The organism is Trueperaceae bacterium (genome assembly GCA_036381035.1).
Classification (GTDB): domain Bacteria; phylum Deinococcota; class Deinococci; order Deinococcales; family Trueperaceae; genus DASRWD01.
In genome coordinates this window covers 1-2,706 of record DASVDQ010000168.1, presented here as the reverse complement: position 1 = coordinate 2,706, position 2,706 = coordinate 1, and the positions used below count along the sequence as shown (strand labels likewise).

Annotated in this window: 3 protein-coding genes; 2 read left to right on the top strand and 1 reads right to left on the bottom strand. The window is 69.5% G+C overall.

Features of this window, described 5'->3' with window-relative positions; all coding sequences use genetic code 11:
- The coding region (locus VF202_15930; GenBank protein ID HEX7041607.1) for an RNA polymerase sigma factor region1.1 domain-containing protein at positions 1–690 on the bottom strand (690 nt) is incomplete at its 3' end.
- 402 nt (positions 691–1,092) lie between these two features.
- Here VF202_15930 and VF202_15925 point away from each other — a divergent pair.
- Positions 1,093–1,863, top strand: a complete 771-nt coding sequence (locus tag VF202_15925; GenBank protein ID HEX7041606.1) for a c-type cytochrome — start codon at positions 1,093–1,095, stop codon at positions 1,861–1,863.
- Between the two features lie 86 nt (positions 1,864–1,949).
- Positions 1,950–2,706 (top strand): PQQ-binding-like beta-propeller repeat protein (locus tag VF202_15920; GenBank protein HEX7041605.1); only part of this gene is annotated, 757 nt, incomplete at its 3' end.

The following is a 2,706-nucleotide window of genomic DNA, read 5'->3' as shown; positions in this document are numbered from 1 at the left end:
CTCGTCCTCGTCGATCTCGTCCTCGTCGAGCATCTCGTCCTCGGCGAGGTCGGCCACGAGGATGCCGCGCTTCTCGAGCACCTCCATGAGGTCCTCGAAGTTCTGCTCCTCGGGGTCGAGGTCGAGGCTCTCGACGGCGCGTCGGAACGCGTCGCTGATCTCCTCGGTGTCTAGCGAGCCCTGCTCGCGGCCGCGCTCGAGGAGCGTCTGGATGGGCTCGGTGGCGAGCCACGCCGGGCCCGCGGGCGCCTCCTGCGCGGTTCCGCTCGCCGTGCCGCCCTTCCCCGCGTCCCGCTTCCGCGCCTCGCCGGCCTCCTTGGCGGCGGGCTTCGCCGCCGCGGCCTTCTTGTCCGAGGCCTTGGCGTCCTCAGTCCTCTTGGGAGCGGTCTTCGCGCCCTCGCCCTTGGCGCCGCTCGCCTTCTTGGCGGAGGCCTTAGCGGCACCGTCCGCCGCGGCGGGCGCGGCCTTCTCCGACTTGGCGGGCTTGCCCTCGGCGCCGGCCTGCGAGCCAGCGGCCTTCTTCTCGCTCGCCTTCTTCGCGGCCCCGTCGGCCTTGGCCGCGGACCTGCCAGCGGCGCCCTTCGCCCCGGCGCCCTTGCCCTTGTCGGCCGCGGCGCCGGCGGACGCCGCCTCGGCGGCTGCCGTGGCCGCTAGGGCCTCGTCGACGTTCTTGTCCCTGGACTTGGCCACCCTGTCTCCTCACACACGCGAGCGCCCGCCCGCTCGCCACGAAACTCGACACGCTCGAGGTGCGCACCCGGCACGTCCGGGCGCAGCTCCGGGTCGCTTCGCCACGGGGTGTGTACTCTCCACGGCCGTCCGGCCCATCCCCGGGAAGCGCAAAGGTAGATAGTAGCACGCCGGAAGACCTTCGCCAGGTGATCGGGCTACGCGCCGCGCGCGGCACGGTCCGCTCCGCATTGCCAGGGACAAACGTCCCGATATACGATGTACCCGAGGCGCGCACACGGCAAGGGTCGGTTCCCTTCGTCACGCCCGTCAGATTCGTTGAGGTGGCCGCACACTTGTCACGGGCAGCCCGAGGCCTTCGCTCGTGCGAGGAATCCACGAGCCACCCGGAGGCCTGAAGCTGTGAAGAAGCATGGTCCCACGCTCCTAGCCGCGCTCTGTCTGGGGTTCGCCGCATTGGCCGGCGACGTCTTCGCCCAGGCGACGAGCGCGACCCTGAAGCTCTCCACCGACGCACGCTGGGGCGAGCACCTCGTGACCGAGGAGGGTCGGAGCGTCTACCTCTACCTCCTCGACGAGGGCGGCGCCAGCGCTTGTGTCGACGCCTGCACCAACAACTGGCCGCCCGTGACCGTCGCGGCCGGCGAGGCGCCGACGGTCGGCGAGGGCCTCGACGCCTCCCTCGTCGGCACGATCGAGCGGGCCGACGGCACGCTGCAGGTCACCTACGGCGGTCACCCTCTCTACACCTTCAGGCGCGACGCCGAGCCGGGACACACGCGGGGTCAAGCCCTGGGCGACCAGTTCTTCCTCGTCTCGCCCGCCGGCGAAGCCGTCACCGAAGAGGCTGCCGCCGAGGTCGTCACGCTCCCCGAGGAGCAGATGGCGGCCCTCATGGAGCAGGGTGAGCTCGTCTTCTCGTCGAACTGCGCGGTCTGCCATGGGGCGGAGGGCCAGGGGCTCATCGGCCCTCGCTTCGCGGGCAACGACGCCCTCGGCGACAAGGACTACGTGGTGGACCGGGTGCTGAACGGGTTCATCGATCACGGCATGCCCGCCTGGAGGAACGTCCTCAGCGACGACCAGATCTCGGCGGTACTGACCTTCGTCCGCAACTCCTGGGGCAATGAGTTCGGCGCGGTTCTCGCGGAGGAGGTAGCAGCCGCGCGCTGAGTCCCGGGGGGTTCGGAGTGGCGACTGGACCGGGCCGCCACGCAGTAGTGAAGCACCACCATCGGAAAGGGAGGGATCACACCACGATGCAGCCAAGCTCGCAGCGCGCATGGCGCAACGTCTTGCTCGGCACGGTGGCCGTAGCCCTGCTCGGCACCGCCATGGCCAACCAAGACCTGCTACGGATCCAGCAAGACCCGGGCCAGGTCGCGATGGCCAACGTCAACTACAACGGCAACAACTTCAGCCCGCTGGACAGGATCAACACGTTCAACGTCCGCAACCTCCAGGTCAAGTGGACGTTCCAGCTCGGCGTCACGGACTCGATGGAGGCGCCGCCCCTCGTGGTCGGCGACACCATGTACCTCCTCACGCCCAAGCCGAACACCGTCTACGCGATCGACCTGGTCAACCCGGGCGTCCTCAAGTGGTCCTTCCGCCCCGAGATGCCCGGCCTCGAGCAGGCCACGGCCTGCTGCGGCGCGCAGTCTCGCGGTCTGACCTACGCCGAGGGCAAGATCATCTTCACCACCCTCGACGGCCAGCTCTTCGCGCTGGACGCCGAGACCGGTGAGGTCGTCTGGCAGAACAGCTCGGTCGTCGACCTGAGCATCACCGAGACCACGACCGGTGCCCCGCTGGTGGTCGGCGACAACGTCATCATCGGCAACGAGGGCGGCGAGCGCGGCATCCGCGGCTGGGTGGCGGCCTTCGACCTCAACACCGGCGAACAGAAGTGGAAGTACTACAACACCGGGCCCGACGAAGAGATGGGCATCGGCGACCGCTGGAACCCCTTCTACGAGGCCGACCAGGTCGAAGAGCCCGGCGTGAGCACGTGGT